General features: G+C 35.0%; 16 protein-coding genes. 9 read left to right on the forward strand and 7 right to left on the reverse strand.

The window, feature by feature from the left end:
- The first annotated feature begins 141 nt into the window (after positions 1-141).
- The 6 genes from SLH46_RS20790 (at position 142) to SLH46_RS20815 (ending at position 8,044) form a co-directional block, all read left to right on the forward strand.
- A complete protein-coding gene (locus SLH46_RS20790) occupies positions 142-1,356 on the forward strand; it encodes a hypothetical protein (protein ID WP_320283152.1) in 1,215 nt (404 codons plus the stop codon).
- Between the two features lie 26 nt (positions 1,357-1,382).
- Entirely contained in the window at positions 1,383-2,711 is a 1,329-nt protein-coding gene (locus SLH46_RS20795) for a hypothetical protein (protein ID WP_320283153.1), read from the forward strand.
- Complete coding sequence (locus SLH46_RS20800) at positions 2,684-3,358, forward strand: condensin complex protein MksE (protein WP_320283154.1); 675 nt, start codon at positions 2,684-2,686, stop codon at positions 3,356-3,358. Before SLH46_RS20795 ends, SLH46_RS20800 begins: the two co-directional genes overlap by 28 nt.
- Positions 3,348-6,674 carry a hypothetical protein gene (locus SLH46_RS20805; RefSeq protein WP_320283155.1) on the forward strand — a complete coding sequence of 1,109 codons (3,327 nt, stop codon included), beginning with the start codon at positions 3,348-3,350 and terminating at the stop codon, positions 6,672-6,674. The genes SLH46_RS20800 and SLH46_RS20805 overlap by 11 nt, the downstream gene beginning before the upstream one ends.
- Positions 6,671-7,606 carry a hypothetical protein gene (locus tag SLH46_RS20810; protein WP_320283156.1) on the forward strand — a complete coding sequence of 312 codons (936 nt, stop codon included), beginning with the start codon at positions 6,671-6,673 and terminating at the stop codon, positions 7,604-7,606. The genes SLH46_RS20805 and SLH46_RS20810 overlap by 4 nt, the downstream gene beginning before the upstream one ends.
- A gap of 312 nt (positions 7,607-7,918) precedes the next feature.
- Positions 7,919-8,044, forward strand: coding sequence for a hypothetical protein (locus SLH46_RS20815; protein WP_320283157.1), 126 nt, complete (start codon positions 7,919-7,921; stop codon positions 8,042-8,044).
- A gap of 174 nt (positions 8,045-8,218) precedes the next feature.
- Here SLH46_RS20815 and mobC read toward each other — a convergent pair whose 3' ends face one another.
- The 3 genes from mobC to mobA are packed head-to-tail and all read right to left on the reverse strand — an operon-like array spanning position 8,219 to position 11,865.
- On the reverse strand, positions 8,219-10,222 hold the full coding sequence (gene mobC / locus SLH46_RS20820; protein ID WP_320283158.1) for a conjugal transfer protein MobC: 2,004 nt from the start codon (positions 10,220-10,222) through the stop codon (positions 8,219-8,221).
- Positions 10,223-10,225: 3 nt separating this feature from the next.
- Entirely contained in the window at positions 10,226-11,449 is a 1,224-nt protein-coding gene (gene mobB, locus SLH46_RS20825; RefSeq protein ID WP_320283159.1) for a conjugal transfer protein MobB, read from the reverse strand.
- Positions 11,434-11,865 carry a conjugal transfer protein MobA gene (mobA, locus tag SLH46_RS20830; protein WP_320283160.1) on the reverse strand — a complete coding sequence of 144 codons (432 nt, stop codon included), beginning with the start codon at positions 11,863-11,865 and terminating at the stop codon, positions 11,434-11,436. The genes mobB and mobA overlap by 16 nt, the downstream gene beginning before the upstream one ends.
- A 672-nt stretch (positions 11,866-12,537) precedes the next feature.
- Between mobA and SLH46_RS20835 the strand changes: the two genes are divergently transcribed.
- From SLH46_RS20835 to SLH46_RS20845, 3 genes are read left to right on the forward strand one after another with little or no spacing between them, the layout of a single operon-like run.
- On the forward strand, positions 12,538-13,299 hold the full coding sequence (locus tag SLH46_RS20835; RefSeq protein ID WP_320283161.1) for a ParA family protein: 762 nt from the start codon (positions 12,538-12,540) through the stop codon (positions 13,297-13,299).
- A 5-nt stretch (positions 13,300-13,304) separates the two neighbouring features.
- Positions 13,305-13,670, forward strand: a complete 366-nt coding sequence (locus SLH46_RS20840; RefSeq protein WP_320283162.1) for a DUF3408 domain-containing protein — start codon at positions 13,305-13,307, stop codon at positions 13,668-13,670.
- Between the two features lie 15 nt (positions 13,671-13,685).
- A complete protein-coding gene (locus SLH46_RS20845) occupies positions 13,686-14,228 on the forward strand; it encodes a hypothetical protein (RefSeq protein ID WP_320283163.1) in 543 nt (180 codons plus the stop codon).
- A 1-nt stretch (position 14,229) separates the two neighbouring features.
- Here SLH46_RS20845 and SLH46_RS20850 read toward each other — a convergent pair whose 3' ends face one another.
- From SLH46_RS20850 to SLH46_RS20865, 4 genes are read right to left on the reverse strand one after another with little or no spacing between them, the layout of a single operon-like run.
- Entirely contained in the window at positions 14,230-16,041 is a 1,812-nt protein-coding gene (locus tag SLH46_RS20850) for a DUF2326 domain-containing protein (protein ID WP_320283164.1), read from the reverse strand.
- The gene (locus SLH46_RS20855) at positions 16,028-16,270 is read right to left on the reverse strand and encodes an ABC-three component system middle component 8 (protein ID WP_320283165.1); all 243 of its coding nucleotides are present in this window, start codon (positions 16,268-16,270) and stop codon (positions 16,028-16,030) included. Before SLH46_RS20855 ends, SLH46_RS20850 begins: the two co-directional genes overlap by 14 nt.
- On the reverse strand, positions 16,267-17,235 hold the full coding sequence (locus tag SLH46_RS20860) for an ABC-three component system protein (protein ID WP_320283166.1): 969 nt from the start codon (positions 17,233-17,235) through the stop codon (positions 16,267-16,269). The genes SLH46_RS20855 and SLH46_RS20860 overlap by 4 nt, the downstream gene beginning before the upstream one ends.
- 60 nt (positions 17,236-17,295) lie before the next feature.
- Complete coding sequence (locus tag SLH46_RS20865; protein WP_320283167.1) at positions 17,296-18,117, reverse strand: hypothetical protein; 822 nt, start codon at positions 18,115-18,117, stop codon at positions 17,296-17,298.
- Positions 18,118-18,161 lie beyond the last annotated feature (44 nt).

Consider the following 18,161-nt stretch of genomic DNA (forward strand, 5'->3'; position numbering starts at 1 on the left):
AAATGTAAAAAGTATCTCTTAAGTTTATAGAAAAATTTGTCCAATAGGTTCTGACGTTAAACACTTATTTGTAAATACCCGATTGTATTAATCGATGAAAGTCAGGATACTAAAAAAGAACTTATTGATGCATTTTTTCAGTTGCAATCAAAAAATCGCGATTCATTTTCATTAGGACTTTTTGGAGATACAATGCAAAGAATATATACCGATGGAAAAGAGAATCTTGGGCTTAATCTACCTGCTGATATGATTCAGCCTGCAAAAAGGATGAACCACCGTTCAAACAAACGCATTATAACCTTAATAAATAACATAAGAAAAAATGTAGATGGACAGGAACAAATACCACGAGTCGAAAAGGATGAGGGTTTTGTCAGGTTTTTTATTTGTGAAAGAGGACTGGATAAAACGGAAGTTGAGAAATTAGTTGCCAATAAAATGTCTGATATAACTAAAGATATAAAGTGGTCTACACAATCAGATGATTATGAAATAAAAACCCTTATTCTTGAACACCATATGGCTGCAAGGCGGATGGGATTTTTAAACTTCTTTGAGCCATTGTATAAAGTCGGACGATTAAAAACCGGATTACTTGATGGGTCATTAGGAAGTGTTAATTTTTTCACTCAAATAATTTTGCCTTTAATAGAAGCTCATAATAGCAGTGAAAAATTCGAGATTGCGAGGATTGTAAAGAAACATAGTCGATTTCTAAAAAAAGAAGAATTATTAAAGAATCCAGATCAAGTAAAGAATATCAAAGAAACCAATGAGGCTTTATCGTCCCTTTTTTCATTGTTTGCCAAAAATGAACCAACTCTTTTGGATGTTTTAAAAAACGTCTATCAAACAGGGTTATTCCCGATTCCTGAGAGCCTATTACCGATTGCTTCAAGTTCGGCCGAGAAAGATGACTCAATTGATCATGAAGATGAAAATCCGGATGACCTGTTAATGGCATGGGGTGAAGCTTTATTGACTCCATTTTCTCAGGTGAAAAATTACTATGAGTATTTATCTGAAAGCTCCAAGTTTGGTACTCATCAGGGAGTTAAAGGACTAGAATATGAGAGAGTATTGGTCATTATTGATGATGAAGAAGCAGGTGGTTTTTTATTTAGCTATGACAAGCTATTTGGGGCTAAAGGATTAAGTTCTACAGATAGAAAAAACATCGATGACGGAAAGGAAACAGGAATTGATAGGACAAATCGCCTCTTTTATGTTGCTTGTAGCAGGGCAAAGGATAGCTTGGCTATAGTTGCATACACTGATGATATAAAGGCTGTGAAGGATACGGTTCTGGAGAACGGGTGGTTTACTGAAGACGAAATCGAAATTGTAAATTAGAATGCGTTGAAGAATCAATGACATAAATGGAAGGATTTGACTTATATAGAGAAGCAAAAGATTATTACGATCGCTTGATACCTCAAAAGAACGAGGGGCTGATCTTGCTATCTTTATACGACAAATACGAAGAGGGTGATTTTAGGGAAGACGATATAATTCGTGTCATAAATAAAACATTAAAGGATCTGGGACAAGGTTCATTACGAGTAGAGATTGAGCGTAACAACAACATTATTTTAAGATTGCAGGATTATTTTCTGTGGCGTGACGGAATTAAGAAAGTTTACCGGTTTAAACCTTATGGAGTTGAGTTTTGCAAAAGAATCAACAAACGCCTTGAAGCCAGTTACAGTCCGGCCAAAATCAAACGGTGGTTTGATGAGATGTACATTAGATTGCAGGAAGCTGTAACAACTGATGGAGGTTTCAGACAATGGATTGAAGATCATTTTGATCTCCGTCATACAAAACTTGGAGAACAAGTTGAAATTCTTGATCAGCAAGTAAATGAATCTGTAAAGGAATTTAAAAGAGAAATAAAGCATAACCGCAACAGCAAAGGTATTGTCCAAACTATCATTGAAATAGACATTAGTCTTGAAACGATTAAACAACAGGCTATTGAATTAAAAAGAGCCTTCCAGACGACTTACGACATCGATGATTTGTTAACGGAAATTCTGGAAAGACAACAAGACGGAGATAATTTGACTGATATTCAGAGAGTCATGACTTTCAATGATCAGGTTCGCTCTCACCTAGAACAAGTAAGTAATCGTATCGAGAAGATTAAGCCACGGATAAGAGAATTCATTTATGATTTTAATCAACGTGACTTTGATAGGAAAACAGAGCAATTTTTAGACCTGTTGCTTACCTACTCTAAATATTCAAAAAATGATAACAAAAAACTGCTGCAATTGCCCAAAGGAGTGCCTAAAAAGCAAATATCAAATAATCAATTTGTGCCTCATTTCACTATTGTTCCTTTAAGAGAAATTGGGACTAAACCACCAGTTGAAGTATCTCCAAGAAAAATTGATGTAGAAAGACGTCAAAAGCTCATTGAAAAAACAAAGGCATGGAAACATGAAAAGGACCGGGTGGCTTATTGGACAAAAGTTGCCTTTAGTGAAATTAAAGATAAGGGTGTTTTAGAGTTCTCCCCTTTCTTTTTCCACATATTAAAAGAAGAGAACAGGAACCTTGCTATTGCAGTTAAAACTGCGCATCGGTTAGTGAGACAAAGTTTGAAAGAACCAACATTGGAAGTCGATATATTATCAGAAGAGTCCATAGATGAAAGTATACCAAACGTTAGCATATGGAAAATGAAAATAAAAAGGAAGTAACCCGGCTTGATTTTTTAACAGATAAGAAAGCCGATCAGGTTTTTGCAAAAATAGATTATATGCTTCGAAGCGGCGTACACATTCAGAGTGACTATCCACTTCCCGGTGAGTTATTTCGTTTTATTGGACGAAACTATGACAGCCTCAAACTTTACTATGACGAAATTTACAAGGTTGTTCTTAATAAATCGGGAAGTGAATTTAATACATACTATTTTATAGATTTTGAAGAAGGAAGCCGTGGAAATATCCTTGGTGATCACAGAGAATATCTCAAAACAGAGCACATTATTATAGGTATGTTGTTTTTTAAGCTATTTAAACTTGACGGCAATATTGAACTTGACAGAGTGTCTGATTTTACAAATCTGCTTTTTTCAGAATATGAAGAAGAGAGAGAGGCTTTGCAAAAACTGATAGCAGATGCAATGAATGATAAAAGCTCTGATTTAAATGAAGATAAAATAGGTGGAGTTATAAAAAAAGCATTTGAGAAGTTTAATGAACTGGGGTGGATTGCTTGGGATGACGAACAGGATAAGGATCGATTTCGTTATATGCCATCATTTGAGCGGCTGAGACTGTTGTACCAACCTCAAATTTTGGGTATTGATGAATTACTAAAGAACTTGAAAAATGACAGATAATTTCCCATTAATATACAGCCTTTCTACAATCGGAATTAAGCAACATTATAACTGCGATTACTTATTTCACCCATATCGTACCGATTTTAGCGGAGAAAGCGGCAGTGGCAAAAGTATGGTGGCAGATATCATACAGTTGATTCTGGTTGGTTCACGTGTTTACAAATCTTCAACGGACAGCAATAAGTCTCGCGAGCCCAAAGGTATGGTACTTGAACCCAAAGGTCGGCAACATGGGATTGGATATATATTTCTGAATGTAAAAGTGCACCACGATAAATACCTTGTTCTGGGCTCTTATATCGAAAGTTCTCATAATAAGGTGCAGGCATTTATAATACAGGACGGATTTAGTTGGGATGACAAACTTATTCCTCTTTCCCAACCAGTTTCTTATCGTGACTTATTGATTGATGATAAAATATTGCCAATTGAAATACTTGAAGACAAGCTGACAGATTTTAAATTGAAGCAATTGTCATGGAAAAAATACCATCAGCTATTATTTGATAACGAGCTATTATCACTAGATCTGAATAAAGATAAAACCTTGGAAAGTTATGCAAGTATCCTTCGCTCTTTTTCAAGAGGCAAAGGATTTAAAACCGATTCAGCTTCATTAAAAAGGTTTTTGTTTGGAGATGACGATCAAAACAAGTTGATGCAAAAATATCAGGAAGAAGTTAGTGCCATCAATAACGATTATCACGAGCATCAGCGCTATATGGCTGAGATTGAACTAATCAATAAGAAGCAGTCGGACATAGATGATATTCTGGAACTGGATACTACATATAAAACTCTTGAGCAAGACTATTTTACGCAAAAGGGTTGGTATTGGAAAAATCAATGTGATAATCTAGAGAAGAAACTTACCGGTGCACAAGCTCAATATAATGTAAGCACATGTAAAAACTTATTGATTGATCAAAAAGAAGCGCGTCTTAAAATAGATGCTTTTCATAATATTAATGACCTGAACAAGCAGCTTCAAGACATTGAAAAAGAAAATGCAGAGTATAAGGATAACGGAGATGTTCTGGAACAAAAATTTGAAAAAGCTAAAGAAGAGAAACAGGTTATCGGTGAGGTGGAAAAATGGCTGGTCATTAATGATAATGATTCTAGTAAGATAAAAAGTTGGTATAAAAGTGAACGAGAAAAAGTTAATCAAAAGGAGATACTTGCTCGTTTTATTGAACATCTGGAACAACAGGGGCAAGTAGATACTTTTGAAGCTTCAAAATGGTATTCTGACTTTGAAAATCAACAGATGCGATTTACGGCAGAAATGAAAGAACTGGAGGATAAAATTTATTCATTAAAATCGCTTTCAGTTTTTTCTGACTTAAGGAATGTAAATTCACTTGCTGTCTGGGCTAAAGATAATCTTACGTTTCCTTTATCTCATGAAGTTGAAAGTGTGTTGGTTCATTTTCAGCAATTTCCTCGTGAAGAGCCTGATGCCAATCAACAAAACAGGTTTCTCCCTTTCCCTAAAGAGTTGTTTGATAATCTGGATATTAAACATCAAACAAAGAACGGATTTTGGATTGATTTGGATGGTGTGTATGAATACGTTGAATATACACCCGAAAGATTACTTGACACCCCGGATATTGATGAATTATTTTCCCAATTAACAAGTATTAATACAGGCATTAAAGAGCATCTTGATTCACTTATCGAACAAAAAAACACCTTTAGTCAACTCAAAGAAGTCTTGCATAGTTTCGGAGGCCTAAAGCAGGCTGTTAACTTATATAAGAAAAGGGATGAGGTGTTAGGCTTTACTCCATCACATGTAGCTTCTCTGTCGCAAGAAGAGTTTGACCAGCATATTACGTTGTTCAGTGTAAAAGAAAAAATATATGAGACGTATGAAAATGTTAAGCAAGAATACAAGAACCATTTATCAGAGCAAGAGCTAAAACAGAACAGAGTTAATGCTATAGAAAAAGAGATAGAACAGTTGTTGAATCAACTCAAAATCAAGAATCTAAACGGCCTTAATATTGTGCAGGAAATAGTAAGCAAAGAAAAATCCATTAGAGATTTTAGGTCAGAATTAGAGGGTATTGCCTTAAAAGAAATTAATGTTGAACTAATCAGGAATGATCTTTTCACTGAAAATGTTGACTTTATTGAAATATATAGCTTAAAAGCCAGTCGAGCAAAAGAGCATATAGAAATAGGGAACCTGAGAAATGAATTAACAAAGAAGTTAACTCATGCCAAAGACATGTTAAAAGATGTCAAGCAGGAGTATTTGTCAATTTTCAAAAAAGACTTTGATTTCTCTGAAAACCAATCTGAAAACCAAAATCCTGACAAAGGAGATGAAAGTCTCAAAAGCAGATATGACCATGCTAAGTTAACATTCCAAACTAGTTATGATCACATTAAGAAATCAACCAATGAACCAGATCAATTATGTGATTATTCAGTGGGAATGTTAGCTCATAAGCTACTCCCTACTGTATTTGATAGTCCAAAAATTGATCCTTCACTTATCAAAGAGCGTATAGCCGAACGTTTGACGAAACTAACCCGTGACATTCAGGAAATTGGTTCTAGAAAGGTCGAAATTTTAAAACGGGTTTTCTCTGAAGTCTACAAAACCTATAATCAGTACCTGGCAAAGATAAATGGTATTGATACCTATTTAAGAAATAAAAATCATGCTATCACGGGAGGCAATAAAGCTTCAATAAAACATAGAAAGTCGACGGATTACCCGGACAAATGGATGTCTCCTTTCCGAAAGCAGTTGGATGAAGCATTGATTAATGTAGGGCTTTTTGAAGGATTAAAGCAAGAAGTAGATATTTCAAAAATGATGATAAAAGCATTTCAAGCTGCAGGAGGAAGTAGTAAGGTTACTCCTGAAGACCTGCTGAATCCAAAATCTTATTTTGACCTTGATTTTGATTTGAAACTGGATAGCGGGGAGTCTAATGCAGGAAGTAATGGACAAACTTATACCGCAAATGCACTACTTGGACTGGCAAGATTATCTCTTATCGAAACAGAAGAGAGAAAGGGACTACGTATTATGCCAATTGATGAAGCTGAAGGGTTAGGTGGAAATTATGACATGTTGCACAAATTAGCCAGAAAAGAACAATACCAGATTATCTCTATGTCGATAGAAACAGCCGGTGATATTCTTGAAGGTGAACAGTACATCTACATCATGAATGAAAATAATCTGGCTGATGAATCAAGCTATGTTCCTCCATTGGGTATTTTCTCAGATGGTGCTCCTGTTGAGGACATTGAATCATTCATCAATCAAAATATAGCAGAAAAATGAACGAGAACCTATCTTGGAGGGAACTAAAAGCCCTAAATGACATTTACACTAAGCGCCAAAGTTCAGCCAAAGTTCAATTGCATCCTTACATCAAACATCTGTTTGACGGCAAAGGCTTCCTGGATCATAAATATGCAAATACAAAGGTGTTAATTCCGGCTCCTGGATTCGATCAATACTACAAGAACCGTCACAAAAAAGACTTTTCGGAGTATCAAGATTTTTTTGCCCAACATTCGTTTCTAAAACCACAATCTAATTATAAAGAACGAGATATTAGAGTACTTATGCTTATTGCTGAACAAAAAGAGCAGATACTCACAAATCAATACAGTAGGAAAAAGTTTTCTACTGATTTCTTTGATGATTCAAAATACCTTGTTCCCGATTCTTCTTTAGAAAAAGCGATACTTAATATTCTGGGACTTGAAAATTTTCAAGGTTCAGATCCTAAAGATCAACAATACAGAATAGTGCTTGATTGCAAATTGCCAAAACTCATTGTGTTATGCGAAAATATTGATTTCTTGTTATACCCGGACATTGCCAGAGAAAACAATATTTGGCTTTGGTATGTAGGAGGAAACAATATTAAAAAGCTCGATCATTTACCAGCAATAAATTTGCCAATCTATTATTCTTGTGATTGGGATTATCATGGCTTATATATTTATCAAGGCATTAAGGAGAAGATACCTCAGATTAAGCTTTTGTTCCCGTCAGCAGTTAATGCTGCCAAAACAGTCTATTCTAAAAATCATAAAAGCGATTGGTTATATCACTTGCCATTTTCCGGTTTGATGGAAAATTCGGATTATTACAGTGATGAGGCTAAAATATTGATTAGAGAATTAATTGCAAAAAAACATTGGATCGAGGAAGAATCAAATGATCTCGTATCAATGGTTAATGGATTTGAAAGATCTTTATAGGTTATGATCCAAAAATGTTTTTTAAAAATGATTCACCTAGAAATAGATAAATAACAACATCAATTAACAGTCAATAAGATAACCTAATAGAACTCTAAATTTATTCTTCAAAAATACTCATAAAGATTTAGAATATTTGCACCACAGGGAATTACCAATGATTTCAGATTAACGAATAAGCAACTGGGAATGGTAAAAATGAATAATTGATGATGCAATAATGAATCCTGCTATCTTGGTAAACAATCCTGAAATTGTTACATTTAAAATATGTTTATAGGCGACCCGCCTGTTAGGGTAAAACTAACCGCTATGATTACAGCAATAAAGCCTGGGCCAAAACCCAAAAAGAAAGATGGTACGTTAGATAGAAGAAGAAGAGATAATAAGGATACACCTTCAAATCATCCATCTTTGAAGCCAAGTAAAAAGAAATAGTTAGCCTGGCGAATTTAAGGATCATCTCAAATAGTGCGGAGTAGAAGAATATCGAGTGCTCATAGATTCGGTATTTTTATTTAAGTCATAGTTTAATGATATTATGATTCTATGTTTGTATTGAAAAGAATTGAACATTAATTGGCAATATAAGTGTTGATTAGAATTTGAGTACTAATTTTTAATCAAATGCCCCAATCCCGGATCGTTTTTAATCCTTGTCAATTCATCCACTACAATCTGCGCCGTTTCGCTTTTGATGCGTAAATAATTGAAATTAATTTCCTGTTGAAGCTGGTTATTGCCGTCTTTATCTGTAAAGTTTGTAATAACCGGTATAGGCTTATAATTTTTTGTTTCTCTGGCCACTTTCTCGTTGTCAACGACAATTTCTGCATGGAAAATCTTTTGCTCAATTCGCTCGTCAAAGTTATCCGAAACGGCACCCACAAAAGTTCCCTGTGTAAGGTTACTGATTTTTGACGCAGGAATTAAGGTATCCATTTGCGTATTTATGGAAGTGGATTTGTCCTGCCGGTTAATGGTCATCGACTGGCGTTTTTGCAAGACTTTCCCAAATCGTTCCGACAAGGTTTTGGCAGTCTCACCAACCACCTGCCCACTAAAAATATTTCCTACCGTATTCATAACAACCTTTGCTTCCTTATCTCCATAATCCCGGTTTAGCTGCGAGAAATCCTGAAATCCCAAACAGACAGCAACTTTATTACTTCGTGCGGTTGCAATCAAATTATCCAAGCCACGAAAGTAGATGGTGGGTAACTCATCAATGATAACTGAGCTTTTTAACTGTCCCTTTTTGTTGATGAGTTTTACGATGCGAGAATTATATAATCCCAGTGCTGCAGAGTAAATGTTCTGACGGTCGGGATTATTTCCAACACAAAGAATCTTCGGTTCATTTGGATTATTAATATCTAAAGTAAAATCGTTACCGGACATCACCCAGTAAAGTTGGGGCGATATCATCCTCGATAAAGGGATTTTGGCACTGGCAATCTGCCCCTGCAATTGGTCTTGCGCACCACCTTCCCAGGCATCCATAAAAGGCGATAGGTAGTTTTCCAATTCAGGATAAGAAGTTAGAATAGTAAAAATGTCGGCATACTTTTTATTCAGGAATTCCACTGCATGCGGAAAAGTGCAATACTTCCCGTTTTTATAAATCTTCAGGTACCAGATAATAGCAGCCAAGAGAATAATTGGCGATTCAACAAAGAAGTCACCCTGTTTCTGAATCCAGGTTTTGTTCAGGTTCAGCATTATGGTATAAGCCGATTCATATGCATCCGCAATATCAGTCATAAATTCCGGGGCAATGGGATTACAGCGGTGACTGCGTTCCGGATCATCAAAATTTATTACATAAAATTTCGGAGGAATGTCGTATCTGTTGATGTTTTTCAATAGCGTATTGTAAGCAATTACGCTCAGGTCGTCAAACTTAAAATCGTAGATGTACATGCTAAATCCCTTCTGAATTTGCTGTCTGATGTAGTTGTTTACAATGGCATAAGATTTTCCGCTTCCCGGAGTTCCCAGAACAATACTTGCCCGGAATGGATTCACCACATTTATCCAGCCATCGTAATCCTTTCCTTTATGGCTGAATCGTGTAGGCAGGTTTACTGAGTATTCATTCTCCATTAATTGCATTTCCTGCATAAACGACTCGTTTTCGTCGTTAAAAACATCTTCCATCAGGTTGTTTTTCAGTAACCGGCTCATCCACAAGCCTGCTTTTAAAAGAAAAATATAACCGGTTGCGAGGGTAAGAACATAAACCACGCTCTTTACTAGTAGCGTATTTTCAAGTTTTAACAGAAAACCATTCAGAAAAAACAAAGCCACGCCCGGAATCAGAAATACAAAGATTTTGGTCCAGGTCACCTTCTCAGTTTTTACACCTCGTATTCCCAGGCAGGAAATAGCCAGCAAAACAAAACTTGCCAGCTTCGACCAGAATGGCATTGAAAAGATTCCGGTGTATTTTTGAAAATTCAGCAAAATTTTATCGATGATGCCAACTGTTGCATGAAACTCAACAAGGATCTCGTAACAAAACCAGTAAATATGAAATATTAAAATTAGGATACTCACTGCCCTGATTAACTCAATTATTTTGGCAAGGGCTCTCACGTCGTCTTCGTTTTGCATAGCTTAGCTTTTTCGTTTTTTTCTTTTCTTTCGTTTCATTCTTCTAATGAAAGCTTCCTCCTGGTAGTCTTCGCCGAGAGCCTCAATGCCGAGCAATCCGGCCAGATTTTCAATGCCTGAGGCTCTTTTGTCAGGATATTCTGAATGGTCATGATCAGGTGAATTGATTTGTTCATCCGTTTTGTTTTCTATGCCAAATCGTTCATTAAAAACATTGGCAGAAAATTCTTTACCCAGACGAGAACCGTTGAACACAAACTTTTGCTTGTGATCGATAAAGGTTGCACCGTAAATCCTCCCGGAATCATTCTCCCGAAACAGCACCGAAATACCGAGCTTGAGTAATTGCTCCTCGAAGTCTTTTCTATTCTCACTCTTATGAAATACTTTGGAAATAGAGTCCTTAGGCCACTCTTTTAGCTTTTTATTTCTGATCTGTTCTTTTGACCTTTCAAATTGAGCAAGTAAAGCTTCATGACCCGTTGATTTTCCAACCTTTGATGACTTGATTGGATTGCCAACTCCCTCTCCCTTATTGTCTAATGCCGCATAAACAATCCCATGAAAAGGTTTCCCGTTCTTTTCTCCTCTTACTTCAGTAGCTTGAACCTTATAGAATGAAAGCAGGGCCTTGTATTCATTAAACGATTGAAAGTTCCACGTTCTCGATACAGGACGAACTACATTGGCAATTTGCTGTTTTAGATTTCCCTTTTCGAATTCAACTGGCTTTAAGTTGTAAACTCCTTTCTTTTCTTTTTCATCGGCAGGTGTTAATCCAAAATTCTGCTCCATTTCCCGACAAATACGCATGGATAGTCGGTGTTGAAAATTGTCCCGAATCATTTTCCCTGTCTCATCAATTTTTACTGAAACAATATGCAAATGATGGCGGTCAATGTCTTCATGCTTGTAAACAATGTAGGGTTGATTTTCATAGCCCAGTTTTTCCATGTATTGTTCAGCCAACTGTGAGAATTGTTCATCGTTTAGCTTATCCTTTGGATCAGGATTTAACGAAATATGAATAACCGGATTTTCAGTTCGTTTATTGGCACTCAAATACGGTTCAAAAGAACTTGTGCATAATCCAATGGAATACTTTCCATCGTGAGGTTCAATCATTTTGTTGACCATTAAAACAGAAGCAGCATCCTTTTTTAGCTTATCGTGATTGTACGACAATGCACTATAAATTGAACTTCCTGAGCTTATTTTTGCAACCATCTTTTTTCAAATTCTTTGGTTAATTCCAGTATCTTCTGGTTTATCGCTACTAATTGAAAAGTAGCTTTCTGTAGTTGGGAAAGAAAAGCCAGTGCTTTTTTCTCCGAAAAGTTGTTTTTTATTGCTTTGGTAACCTGGTTGTAATTCACGCCGATCGCCCTGAATTGAGAATAGAAGGAGGTCAAGCGCATATAATAATCCATCGATCCTTTATCGATTTTTACCACTTTAACAGGCTTATCAAAAATGCAGGCAGTAATAAAATGCGCTTTAACTTCCATTCCCGATGCATCGAAAAGAGCAAGAAATCGTGCATTGTCAACATCATTTAAGCTAATGGCATAACGATGTATACACGGATCTTTTTTCGGTTTACGCCCCCCTTTGTGTCTATTTCTTCGTTTTTCTGTTCCCATCTTATTGTATTAAAGCATTAATCATTACCGGAATTCTTATCAAAAATCACACGACTTCGGAGTGATGATTTTCCCCAACGGGGCAAGTGGTTTCGGGTAACCCGAAACGTTTTGAGTTACTCAAAACACAACTTGCCGTGTGCCGGTGCACACCTTGTAGCGTTACCATAAAAGTTATTGGGCTTAGCCGTTTTACCGATCATGTTTGTACTCTTGAAAATTGTTGAAAACAAAGGTAGAATGGGTGTTATGAATTCTAATTATACCGAAATAAGCCAAATACTGACAGAGAATGCCAAGTACTTCCAGCCCTTTAAAACACACGGTTTTAACAGCTTTTTATTTGTTCATTTGATCGGGAAAATAATGGATTATTTAATAGTTGGTATAAGCAGAGATATGTTAGTCGGAATAAATAAAATGGGAATAAAACAAGTTGCAAACGAAATATTTAAAAACTGATTCTGGCAAAGAATTGAACAGTTAAATAATGCAACAACGAAGAGCTTAAGTGTTTCAATATTTCAATGTTGAAACGCTGCAACACTTCATTAATTATACATTGCAATACAAAATGATTTACACAACTTATTAATCAATTAATGATTCAGACATTATCCTATTCGATTGAATAACTATAGAAATAATTTACTCATCAAAAAAACAAAGGTCATGGAAAAAGAAACATTATTTATTGCGTTCAGCACACAAAAGGGAGGTGTTGGGAAAACAGCTTTTACCGTTTTAATGTCGAGTTACCTGCACTATGTAAAAGGCCTTGAAATTGCAGTGGTGGATTGTGATTATCCGCAGCACAGTATTGCTGAAATGCGGCAGCGCGATATGGAACAGGTGATGAAGGATAACTATTACAAACAATTGGCCTACAAACAATTTACCGCGCTGAAACGAAAGGCTTACCAGGTTGAAAAAAGTATGCCTGAAGATGCTATTGATGTCGCTGAAAATCTGATCGACGGTGCTACGGTTCAGCCCGATATAATATTTTTCGATCTCCCGGGAACTTTAAACAGCAGAGGTGTGGTAAAAACACTAGGCGGAATGGATTATATCTTTTCGCCGGTAAGTGCCGATCGTGTGGTGATGGAAAGCACATTGAAATTTGCCACTATGCTGAACGAAAATCTGATTAGCGTTGGGAAGAGTGATATCAAAGGTTTGTACCTGATTTGGAATATGGTTGATGGGAGGGAGAAAAACGAACTGTATGATGTCTATGAAAATGTAATCGGCGAGTTGGGCTTAAATATTCTGAAAACTTTTGTTCCCGATTCAAAACGTTTTCGCAGGGAACTGACTTCCGGCCACAAGCCTGTATTCCGCTCAACTCTTTTTCCGGCTCATAACAGCCTGTTAAAAGGAAGTAACCTGATTGCGCTCGCGGACGAAATTCTAAAAACCATTAAACAATAAAAATCATGGCACGAAAAAAATATAATCCGGACGAAATAGATGAAGAATTTATCATCTCAACGATTCAGAATGATAAACCGGAGGCCGGAAAGAGACAGGAGAAAAAGCCGGCAACCATTGCAAAAAAGAAACAGCCAAATCAAGCTTATGATGAACTTTTCCTATCAGATTCCAAAACGAAGGCACGTTTCGGAAAGAATGTTCCTATCCGCCAGGAATACCACAAACGGATTCAGCAAATTATCCGTGTAATTGGTAAGGATGAGATTTCGATTTATAATTATATCGATAATGTGCTCACACATCATTTTGACGAATTTCAGGAAGAAATTGTCAAACGGTACAACGAAAACAATGAAGGCATTTTTTAACTCAAACCAGAAATTATGATTGAATTTGTTGTAATAGTTGGGATAATCATCCTGCTCCGTATTTTCTTTAAGGATTGGAGGCGTTCTTCGGCAACTGTTGCCAATGAAAAAAGAAAAGTCAATTTATCAGATGAAAGGGGAATTATCGGAAAAAGCACCTTTGTTTTGAATCAGGAAAGAGAGCGTCAATCCGCTTCAAATTCCACAGGTAAGCTGGATATTGAAGTCGCTCTGGATTATGATGATGTTGAGCTCGATGAAGAATTGAAAGAGCTTGGTATTGCCAACGCAACTACGGTGGATATAACTTTTGAAGAAATGATGGAGGTAGTTACCGAGGTTGAAAATGAGCAGGTGGAAAAGCCATCCCAAACCGGGAAGTTACTTTACGAAAATGAAAATACCGATTGGGTAGAGCAACTGACTTCAACTTCCGAAAGCTATCAAAAACGTATTTCAGGATTAATTGATTTGCATTTGGGTCGGTTGGGGCATAGTGATGATCCTGTTTCTGGTAATGAGGTTGGTGGGTTTGATATTGGGGAGTATTTGGTCTAGACTAAAACTCAAAGCCAAATAGTGTGCCAGTAGAATCTTTATCATGCAGCTTCAGAACAATATCCTCTTCTGCAAATTTTATTGGCATATCATTATTTCCTACAGGTAAATCTGATTTTATTGCTGATAATATATATTGAAGATTCAGTTGCTTTGTCAGTTCGTCAACTAATAACAATAAACGAGTTTTAATACCATTATCCTGTTGTGAAAGTACATCGTCATGGTACACAAAACGATAATAAGATTCTGGATTGTAGGTTGATAGGATTGATAAATCAAAAGCAACACACAATAGTTTCATATACGTATTGCCCTCGTCTTTAGCCGTATCCAGCTTATCATTAATTTTCGATTTTACTTTAGGAGAAAGGAATTCTACATTGTCATTAGTATTTATCTTCCACGACAGAACAGCATTTTCATCCATTATTGCTTTATAGTATTTTGTAAAACTACTCCTAATGGAATTATACTTTTCATTTTTGTCTGTGGTTTGATTAATTCTCTTAAGCTCTTCAATAGTCGATTTTATCTCTTTTCGTAAAACTTCAATATCTTTTTCTTTATCAAAAATTTTATCAATAATTTTAAGTTTTTCCTCAAACTTTAAAAGATTTCCTTCAACTTTCACCAGTTCTTTTTGACAACGCTTAAACTTCGAAAAGGTATCACTATCTACAAGATGCTGCATCAACTTTTCCCTTTCCTGATTAGAAAGTATCAGTTGTTCGTTTGTTTCTTTTAGCTGCTTATCTTTATTTTTTAAAGTTTCCTTTAAAAGTTTGTTCCTTTCCAAAGTCAGTTTCTTGTTAAACGAAATAAGTCCTTTGTAATCAGACTCCAGATGTTCAGGGAAATAAATTGCAGTTTCTTCAAATATCTTTTTAACTTTCTCAATATCAAACGAGAAGTTATTTCTTATTGAAGTCTTAAGTTTGTCAATTTCATAATTTAATCGATATGATTTGCTATTTAGCAACCCAATTTTATTCTCAATGTCATTAATCCCTTTCTCAATTAAAGTTTTATCCTGTTGATAGAAATTGAATCTATCAATTTGGTCTTCTATTTCCTTAAATTCTGTCTCTACAATTGATTTTTCTGCAACTATTTCATCCCTGTCCTCAACCCGAACAGAAAAATCGCGTTTCCAACTGTCAATAACCGAATTAATATTTTCAATTTTTGTGTCGTTGGCGTATTTAAGCGTTAATAGTTCACCATTAAAGCCTAATAAATCAAACATAAATGGTTTCCAGTCAATGTCCTTACCTGCTGCAAACTTGTTTAGTTTATAAACATCTTTAAAATCATCCTGCTTCCGTAATGAATAGCTAATTGATTTTCTATAATCATAAATCTTGTTTTGGAAAAAATCCATAGCAAGGTATTCCGATAAAACACTGCGTGCTTTTTTTAGGGCGTAGTTTTCAACATCCCAATTCTTAGGAGGTGTAAACTCATCAGATGTTTGACTGTTTATTGCAAAAGAAATTTTAGTATTGGCTTCGATATTTCTTCTTATGGTGAGATATTCTCCTGAATTCAAATACAGTTCCAGATAAAATACATATTCATGAAAAATTGAATAATCATCTTTCTTAATTTTTAAAAGAAAGTGGTTTTTATCAATTTGTTTAAGCAGCATGAAATCTATCATCTCCGCAAATTTAGTTTTACCTAAATCATGAGAGTTGTTTTTTTCATCCGCTGAAGATTTTACCTCAGCATAAATTACATTAAGTCCATTAAGGTTGAACTTAATATTTTTAAAATTTGCCTTATTACAGTATAATTTACTTAGCTGCATTGTATTTAAAAGAGTCTGTTTCTTCTATATATTCGAGTTTTCCCAATAGGTATAAAAAATTAAGAGCGTACGGGTAATTTTCTTTAGCGTTAACTCCTAAGTCATCGGTAACTTTTTTTAATAATTTATCATAGCTAATATCGTAAAATGAATTTAATTGCTTTAAAATATAGGCACTAATATTTATGACAGAATTGTCAGGGTTTGTATGTCTATCAGGTTTAATCATTTTTTACCAATTAAGCATTCAATGTACATATAATGAAGAAAAGTTGTTACATGTCTTTTTGAGCCTTTTAAAACAGCCGAACCATCACAAACTAACTTGTATATGTGGATGAATAATTCTTCAAACGCATTAAAATTATCTCTTTTAATTGATATAATTTGATTTAACTCATGAGCAGTATCAAAATAACTATCCTTTAAAGCCTCATTTACTGGATTATTTAGAAACTGTTCAATTTTATCAAACTCTACCAAAGACCTACCCAGTATTTCATTCTGATAATATTCTTTACTTAATTCATTTTTCTCGTTTTTCTTGTCTTTGTCGATATGCGTATAATCATATTTCAAACTGTCCACTTCCCTTTTAATATCTTTAGAAATTATAGGTAGCTGAGTTTTAAACGCAACAATAACTTCTTTTATTTCTTCATCAGAGAATTCAAATGGAATATGCTGATTGTTTAAATTAAAACGTACAACCAAGTCTTTATTGCTGTCTAAACTCAATAACTGGTTAATCGTTTCAATGCCAATTATTTCAATACTATCAATGTCAACCTTTGCTTTGGAGCTTATATCTTTTCTTATGGCCGAATCGGCATTGCCAGTATATTTCCTATTTGTAAACAGAATGTAATATTCTAACTCATCTTTAGCCTTTAGTTGCTTTATCTTTTCAATCTCTCCAGAAATAATACTTGTTCTATTTCCATGAAATTTGTTATCTGAACAAGATGCGATTGGATTCTCCGTATGTTTTGCTTGTATGATGAACTTACTTCCTGCTGTTTTCCACTTTTTAATATCCTTGGAAAAGCCAATTCTTCGACCGTCTTTCCCTCCATCAGTACCTTTGGCAAAAGATATAATTTCATTCCCGTTTAATCGCGAAGCTAGAAGATTGGATAAATCTTCAAATTCATCGTCGGAAATATTATAAGCTATGTTTGTGGTAAAGTCCATTATTCAAAAGTAATTATTTTTAGTTTGTAAAAATTGGTAAAAGTACATAAAGTATTGAAGCTAATTAATTCTCCTTAATTCAAGGAATGCATCTGCTAAGTCGAACTCTCCATTATCCTTCAAGCTTTTAATGAACTTTTTATTATGAGTAGCATCAACAATGTTATTATATTTTTCTTTCATCCATTGATACTTAACTTTTATATCTGCCTTAAATGTATTGTTGTACTTTTCTAGTCCTTCTCTTACTGTTTTCCCAATAATATACAGGTATTCAGGGAAATCATAATGACTATCTAGTTCTGACTCTGCTGAAGCAAAATAATCAATGAAATACATTCCATCAGAATCTTTCTCAAGTATCTTTTTTATAAATTCTTTTTCTAACTCAGAATCTTTATGAAATCGATTTGTGTTGCCTGCAAACTCAATTAAATCTTCGTGTAATATTATTCTAGGATATAATGCTGCTTTAGATTCTAAAATATATGCTTCTGCAAGAGCTGGTCCAAATAAGAACTCATCTGTATGTATTAATTTTCCATAAGTAATGGCACCACGGCACAAAATCCCCCTGGTAATTAATCTCATTAACATCCATTGAATTTCTACCAACGTATGAAATATCTCGCTTTCTTCATCAGTTTTGAAAGATATGACCAGACAATCGGAAAAGGTGGTTATTTTTTTACTTTTACTTGGTATTTTATTTCGTAAACTGGTATCATCTAAATCCCAAACATCTCTAATGGCGGTATATGCTGAAATAATCTTATCAATGTTCTCAGAAATATCTTTACCATCTTTGTCTACAGTAGTTGACAGAATATCCTTAAATCCTAATATGTCAATGTATACTGTTACTCTGTTTTCGTAATTCATTCAGATATTTTATAAGATTGAAAAATTAAAGCAATTTTCTTAGT

The sequence above is a fragment of the Draconibacterium sp. IB214405 genome (genome assembly GCF_033963885.1).
Taxonomy (GTDB): Bacteria; Bacteroidota; Bacteroidia; order Bacteroidales; family Prolixibacteraceae; genus Draconibacterium.

What these genes read in the sequence shown, in the direction of transcription:
- SLH46_RS20795 (WP_320283153.1), top strand. Translation starts at nt 1,383, where the DNA reads ATGGAAGGATTTGACTTATATAGAGAAGCAAAAGATTATTACGATCGC.
- SLH46_RS20800 (WP_320283154.1), top strand. Translation starts at nt 2,684, where the DNA reads ATGGAAAATGAAAATAAAAAGGAAGTAACCCGGCTTGATTTTTTAACA.
- SLH46_RS20805 (WP_320283155.1), top strand. Translation starts at nt 3,348, where the DNA reads ATGACAGATAATTTCCCATTAATATACAGCCTTTCTACAATCGGAATT.
- SLH46_RS20810 (WP_320283156.1), top strand. Translation starts at nt 6,671, where the DNA reads ATGAACGAGAACCTATCTTGGAGGGAACTAAAAGCCCTAAATGACATT.
- SLH46_RS20815 (WP_320283157.1), top strand. Translation starts at nt 7,919, where the DNA reads ATGATTACAGCAATAAAGCCTGGGCCAAAACCCAAAAAGAAAGATGGT.
- mobC (WP_320283158.1), bottom strand. Translation starts at nt 10,222, where the DNA reads ATGCAAAACGAAGACGACGTGAGAGCCCTTGCCAAAATAATTGAGTTA.
- mobB (WP_320283159.1), bottom strand. Translation starts at nt 11,449, where the DNA reads ATGGTTGCAAAAATAAGCTCAGGAAGTTCAATTTATAGTGCATTGTCG.
- mobA (WP_320283160.1), bottom strand. Translation starts at nt 11,865, where the DNA reads ATGGGAACAGAAAAACGAAGAAATAGACACAAAGGGGGGCGTAAACCG.
- SLH46_RS20835 (WP_320283161.1), top strand. Translation starts at nt 12,538, where the DNA reads ATGGAAAAAGAAACATTATTTATTGCGTTCAGCACACAAAAGGGAGGT.
- SLH46_RS20840 (WP_320283162.1), top strand. Translation starts at nt 13,305, where the DNA reads ATGGCACGAAAAAAATATAATCCGGACGAAATAGATGAAGAATTTATC.
- SLH46_RS20845 (WP_320283163.1), top strand. Translation starts at nt 13,686, where the DNA reads ATGATTGAATTTGTTGTAATAGTTGGGATAATCATCCTGCTCCGTATT.
- SLH46_RS20850 (WP_320283164.1), bottom strand. Translation starts at nt 16,041, where the DNA reads ATGCAGCTAAGTAAATTATACTGTAATAAGGCAAATTTTAAAAATATT.
- SLH46_RS20855 (WP_320283165.1), bottom strand. Translation starts at nt 16,270, where the DNA reads ATGATTAAACCTGATAGACATACAAACCCTGACAATTCTGTCATAAAT.
- SLH46_RS20860 (WP_320283166.1), bottom strand. Translation starts at nt 17,235, where the DNA reads ATGGACTTTACCACAAACATAGCTTATAATATTTCCGACGATGAATTT.
- SLH46_RS20865 (WP_320283167.1), bottom strand. Translation starts at nt 18,117, where the DNA reads ATGAATTACGAAAACAGAGTAACAGTATACATTGACATATTAGGATTT.